The organism is Phaeodactylibacter sp. (assembly GCF_022763345.1).
Lineage (GTDB): Bacteria > Bacteroidota > Bacteroidia > Chitinophagales > Saprospiraceae > Phaeodactylibacter.
On record NZ_JALEGS010000101.1, the window covers coordinates 1 to 5,801 of the forward strand.

General features: G+C 51.8%; 5 protein-coding genes. 1 reads left to right on the top strand and 4 read right to left on the bottom strand.

The genetic code is table 11. From position 1 onward, the window contains the following. Positions 1-279 precede the first annotated feature (279 nt). The 4 genes from MRY86_RS24715 to MRY86_RS24725 form a co-directional block, all read right to left on the bottom strand. Positions 280-1,032: a LytTR family DNA-binding domain-containing protein gene (locus MRY86_RS24715; protein WP_293569692.1), complete on the bottom strand. Its 753-nt coding sequence runs from the start codon at positions 1,030-1,032 to the stop codon at positions 280-282. Beyond that, positions 1,029-2,966, bottom strand: coding sequence for a histidine kinase (locus MRY86_RS24720; protein ID WP_293569690.1), 1,938 nt, complete (start codon positions 2,964-2,966; stop codon positions 1,029-1,031). Before MRY86_RS24720 ends, MRY86_RS24715 begins: the two co-directional genes overlap by 4 nt. A gap of 362 nt (positions 2,967-3,328) precedes the next feature. Beyond that, positions 3,329-3,712 carry a PIN domain-containing protein gene (locus MRY86_RS27265; RefSeq protein ID WP_363325456.1) on the bottom strand — a complete coding sequence of 128 codons (384 nt, stop codon included), beginning with the start codon at positions 3,710-3,712 and terminating at the stop codon, positions 3,329-3,331. 10 nt (positions 3,713-3,722) lie between these two features. Next, positions 3,723-3,995 carry a hypothetical protein gene (locus MRY86_RS24725; protein WP_282776846.1) on the bottom strand — a complete coding sequence of 91 codons (273 nt, stop codon included), beginning with the start codon at positions 3,993-3,995 and terminating at the stop codon, positions 3,723-3,725. Positions 3,996-4,302: 307 nt separating this feature from the next. Here MRY86_RS24725 and MRY86_RS24730 point away from each other — a divergent pair, with 307 nt between their 5' ends. Beyond that, complete coding sequence (locus MRY86_RS24730; protein ID WP_293572000.1) at positions 4,303-5,487, top strand: VWA domain-containing protein; 1,185 nt, start codon at positions 4,303-4,305, stop codon at positions 5,485-5,487. Positions 5,488-5,801: the final 314 nt, after the last annotated feature.

The following is a 5,801-nucleotide window of genomic DNA, read 5'->3' on the forward strand; positions in this document are numbered from 1 at the left end:
AGTATACCCTAACTCCCCACCCATCGACCTCGTAGAGTGTCGAACATTAGTCACCCCAAACCTCCTCCTAATTTTACGACCTCGTAGAGCGTCGAACATTAGTCACCCCCTCCTCATCCTAGTTTTACGACCTCGTAGAGTGTCGAACCCTTCCCACCCGCAAGTTAGGGCATACTACCAGGGAAAGCCAACGCTCAAAGTATACCCTAACAGCCCAGCCACTTTAACCTTTAACCTTCTCCCAGCCGCAGCCAGGCAAACTTCATCCTTGGTCATCACCTAAACCCCACCCCCCAAACGCTCCAAAAACACCGCCTTCTTAGACTGCGCCACCGACAACTCCTTCCCATTCTTCAACACCACCGTGCCCCCCTTCCCCTTGATGTACCGCTGCACAAAAGATAAATTCACCAGCGTAGACCGATGAATACGGCAAAAACCCTGCGCCTCCAGCAAAGCCTCGTAAAACTTCAGCTTGCGGCAGATCAGATGCTGAACGCCCGAACTCAGGTAAAAACGAGTAAAATTGTCCGCCGCCTCGCAATAGAGGATGTCGGCTGCCTCCACCACCTCAAAGCCATCAATCAGCGGCAGGACAAGCCGGTGCGGGCGGCCCTGCAAATGCTCCCGGAGCACCGCAGCCCGGACCAGGCGGTCCTGCTCCTGCAGCTGAGCACGCACCTTGGCCACCGCCGCAATCAGCTCATCAATATCAATCGGCTTGAGCAGGTAGTAGGCCGCGCTGAGATTAAGGGCAGGGATGGCGTACTGACTGTAAGCCGTGACGAAAACGATTTCAAAATCAATGGACTCCAGTTGGTCCAGCAGGTCGAAAGCGTTGCCGTAAGGCATTTCGATATCCAGAAAGACCAGTTGTGGCTGATGGGCATCAATAGCCTCGGCAGCCGACTGAATATCCGGGCAGGTGCCCACCACTCTGACCTCCGGACAATACTTGCCCAGGTAGCTTTGCAGGCTCTCGCGGCTGTCTTTTTCATCATCAACAATCAAGGCGGAAAGGAGATCGGTCATAGAGGAAGGCTTAGAGTGACCAAAGTGCCGGGGTCTTCCTCCCCGGGCTGCAAGTCGGTAATCGACAGCTCGTACTGCTTATCGTAAAGGGTATGGAGCAGGGCCATCCGCTGCTGGGTATTGCTCAGCCCCGTGCTCTGGTATTGGGACTGCCGCTTCGTCTTCACCGATCGGGAACGCGCCCGGCCAATCCCGTTGTCGGCGATTTCAATCCGCAGGCGTTGGTCGGCAGTCGGTCGGATGGACAGCCTTAGGTGCCCCTTGCCGGATTTGTAGCGAAGACCGTGCCAGATGGCATTCTCCACAAAAGGCTGCAGGAGCATGGGCGGAATTTCCACTTCGGAAGTATTCAGCCCGGGCGCTTCCTCAATCTCGTACTCAAATTGCTCACCAAAGCGGGCGTGCTCCAGCTTGAGGTACAACTTCAGCAGGCGCAACTCTTCCTCAAAGGGGATGAAGTCCTTTTGGCTGTACTCCAGTACCATCCGCATCAGGCGGGAAAAATCTGACAGGTACTTATTGGCAGCCCGCTCGTCCTGTTGGGCAATGTAATTATTGATGCTGTTGAGGGCATTGAAGATGAAATGGGGGTTCATTTGGGTGCGCAGCGACTTCAGACCCAGCAACTGATAGGCTTTTCGGCGCTCCTTTTCCTGCTTGCGCACCATGCCAAAGCCGATGCCCACCGCCAGCAGCAGCAACACCAGCAAACCGATGATCCAGCGTTGGGCCTGTAACTGATTGCGCAGCAGGTTTCGTTCGGTCTGCCGCAATAGAAAATCCTTCATAAAGAGGTCGACTTCCCCTTGTTCCTGCACGATGGCCACCTGCTGCTTCAGGGCTTTTTGCTGAAGCGCCAGGTTACGCTCATTGGCTTCGACGTATTCCTGATAGGCCGCTACTGCACTTTGGTAATCGCCCTGTTTGAGCTTGACTTCCGACCGGAATTTGTGCACCTCTGCCGCCCGGGAGGGGTCAACAGCAGGTGTGATCAAGTCATCGGATGCGTCGAGCACCTCCGCAGCGGCTTCCACATCGCCTTCCTCCAGTTCCAGGTTGGCCAGTTGCAGCTGCTCCCGGAGCTTCACCTCAGGGGGCAGGGACCGCTTTTGCTGTTCTGAAAGGGTGCTTTGCGCCAGCTTTTTTTGTTCGGCCTTGTCCTCCACGGCTTCGTCCAGAGCGGTCTTAGCCTCCTCGATATACTGGTAATCCTCATAGTCCGGCACCTGTTCGGGCAACTGCTGAATGGAGGTATTGTAAGAGGCCCGGGCATTGGTCAAATCGCCGGCATTGTCCAGGAAGTTGCGCGACCGCTTGGCCGAAACCCGCGCCATACCGATGCTGTCCTGACGCACCACCAGTTCCTGATTGACGGTATTGTAAAGGGCTTCGCTCTCCTCAAAGGCACCGGCAGCCCGCTTGACATCTGCCAGCCCTTCCCGGCATTGCAGGTGGATGGCTTCTCCGGCGGGCAGGTCCAGGCACTGCTGAAAACTCAACCGGGCGGCATCGTACTGCCCGGTTGCCAGTTGGAGGCGCCCCAGCCGGTTTCGGTTGGCGGCCTGTTCAGGAGGATCAGCCAGCATATTCCAAAGCGGCATCGCCTGCTGATAACGGTTGAGGGCCAGGGAGGCCTGCCCGATATCTTCGTAAATCTGCCCCAGGAGTACATAGGCCCGGGCGCTCTGCCGGTAATCCTGCGTGCCCAGGCTTTCCTGCAGGCTGCGGTTGAGCAGGCGGATGGCTTCCTGTGGGGCTGTATACCGACGGGCACTGGCCTTTTCCAGATAGGTGGAATCACTGCGGGTTTTGCTACGGCTTAGGCTGCCGGACTGGGCGGTTGCGCTGACCGAAAGGGTAAGAATCATGAATAGGGAAACCAAAATATCCAAGCATACGTTGAAAATGGCAAAATTGATTTTTTTTGTGGTCATTTTGGATTTTTCACAAAATCAACATAGAGTCTGAAGCTATGATTTTAGTATACTTGATAAGTATCTAATCATAAACCAGCATACTTCATAAGAACTTTAAATCCGCATTAAAACAGGTATTTTTTACAAATCTCGGATTAAATTTCAATCAAAAGCAAATCCAGATATTCTCCATTTAAATGATTAAAGTCCTTGTCTGAAGAAATCAATCTGGAGTTAGTCACGGACGCCGTTGCAGCAATCCATAAGTCATTCTTACCCATATTTCTTGAAGAGTCTCCTAATCGTTTCTCTTTCAATTTTCCCTGGCTAAGACCATGTTGGGATTTTGGTCTTTTAGTCGAAAATGATTCATTTTTTGCTTAGACGAGGCGCAGGTTCGGGATCATAGCAGCGCTATGAAGCCCGGTTCTGTAACGAAGTATTAGCAAAAAAGGGACATTTGCAGACCAATTACTAAAGTCCAAACATGGTCTAAATGCATCAATTTCACCATATCTTCTTACAATATCTCGTGAATTGATATCTGTTATCAAAAATTTCCTGAGAAATATTCGTAAGTTTTCTATTCGTCTTCGCCCCCAATTATTTCTCAGATATAAAGACTCTAATTCCCCTAGAACAACTACAGATATCATAGCTGTATTGTCGTCTCCCAAAGGATCATAATTCTTATCTAACCAATCCTTTTGAACATGATCCCTAAGGTAAATTAGGATGGCGTTTGTATCAAAGAAATAGTTCATCAATCAAAATTTAAACCATTCTGAGTAAATCCTCTATTGGCTCCTGAATATCTATTTCCTTTATCAACTGATCTACTTCTTCTTTATTGAAACCTTTATAGTTTTGTTCTAACTTCAATTGTTCAATATCTAACTCCTCCCTCATTGGTTTTACAATTTCCATAAGGATAGCATTTCCACTGGAATACTCCTTTAACAGCAACTCTAATTTATTCAAGACCTCTTCGTCTTGAAGACTTGTGATTTTTTCAATCAATTTGTATTTCTTTGTTTCAACGGTCATACCTCATTTTTTATCAATCAATAAGTTACGCTTAATTATCGGTTCTTACAATTCTATGTCTTGTTTATCAACAAAAGTCAAAATCAATTGATTCCCGATTGCATTTACTCACACACAACCTATATCCCATTCACTCCTTCCTGAACAAAGATAAGCTTTCTCCAACTAACGCATTCCGGGAAGATTTCGGGTTTAAACCAACTTCCTAAAGCCGGGCGTCGCCTTCCCAAAGCCAAACGGGCCGTTGACCAAGTGGTGGTTTTTTCTCTTGTTTTTTTGCCGGAATATTGAGGAAAAACAATACGATATGAAAACATTCCGCATTTCCCCACGCTTGCTGACACTAAGTTTCCTGATCGCCGGGCTTGCCCTTTTCCACTTCCGGGCAGCGGCGCACTGGCTGGTATCTGGTTTGCCGGAAACCCAAACGGCAGCGGCGCCCCCGGACGACGGGCCACAGCGTATGCAGGTCGCCCTGCTTTTAGACACCAGCAACTCCATGGACGGGCTCATCGAACAGGCCAAATCCCAGCTCTGGAGCATTCTGGTCACCCTAAGCCAAACCCGCAAGGACGGTAAAGCGCCTAAACTGGAGATGGCGCTGTACGAGTATGGTAATGACGGGCTTCCCGCGGCTTCAGGCCATGTCCGGCAGGTCCTGCCTTTCACCAGCGATATGGACGAAGTTTCTGAGGCCCTATTCCAGCTGACGACCAACGGCGGGCAGGAGTACTGCGGCACGGTAATCCAAAAGTCCCTGAGCAACTTAGGCTGGAGCAGGCACGACAAAGCTGCCCGGATGATCTTCATAGCTGGTAACGAAGGGTTCAATCAGGGCGCCTACCCCTACCCTTCCGCCTGTACAGATGCACTGGAAAAGGACGTGATTGTCAATACCATTTTCTGCGGCGACTGCAATCAGGGCATTGAACTTCAGTGGAAAGACGGCGCAACGCGGACCGGCGGGCACTACAACTGCATCAACCAGAACGAGGTTACCACCTACATTGAAACACCTTACGATGCCCGTTTGCAGCAGCTCAATGACTCCCTCAATCAGACCTACCTCCCCTTTGGGCAGCAGGGGCAAGCCAAGCGGGAGCTGCAAATCGCTCAGGATCAGAACGCCGGGCAGTACGGCAAGGCTAATTCCGCCAACCGCGCGACCTTCAAGGCTTCTTCCAGCTATAAAAATACCTCTTGGGACCTGGTGGATGCCTATCAGGAAGACGAAGCCGTTCTGGAGGAAGCCGAAGCACTGCCGGAAGCACTCAACGGCCTTTCGGAAGCCGAAATCAAAGCCAAACTGAAAAACCTGGAACAGCAGCGGGCAGCAGTACAAGCTCAAATCCGCGACATCAGCCAGGAGCGGCAGGCCTATATCGATGCCCAGCGCCAAAAAGCCGGACAAGAAGCGGACTCCAACCTGGAAGCCTCCGTCCTGCAAGCCATTCGGGCGCAGGCGGCACGGAAAGGCTTTACAACGAAATAAAAACGAGGGCAGGGCCACCCCGGCTAGGCTAAGGTTGCAGCCGGGGCAGGGCCGCCTCATCCTTCCCCAAGACTAGCCCGGCACCGCCCCAGCCGAGGTTGAGGTTAAGGTTAAGGTTCAGCACCAGGCGGCACCCCCCAATGCCACGTCCGCTTTGCGACCGCCTCCTGACGCCCCACCGACCGGCACCGCTAGCCCCCGGCAGACCAACCACAGTCAATGCCCCATAGGGGCAAAATATAGGTAACCTCCAAGACTAGCCAACAACTCGTGCCGTAGGTACGAAATGTGAAAACCCGGAGACACACCGACCG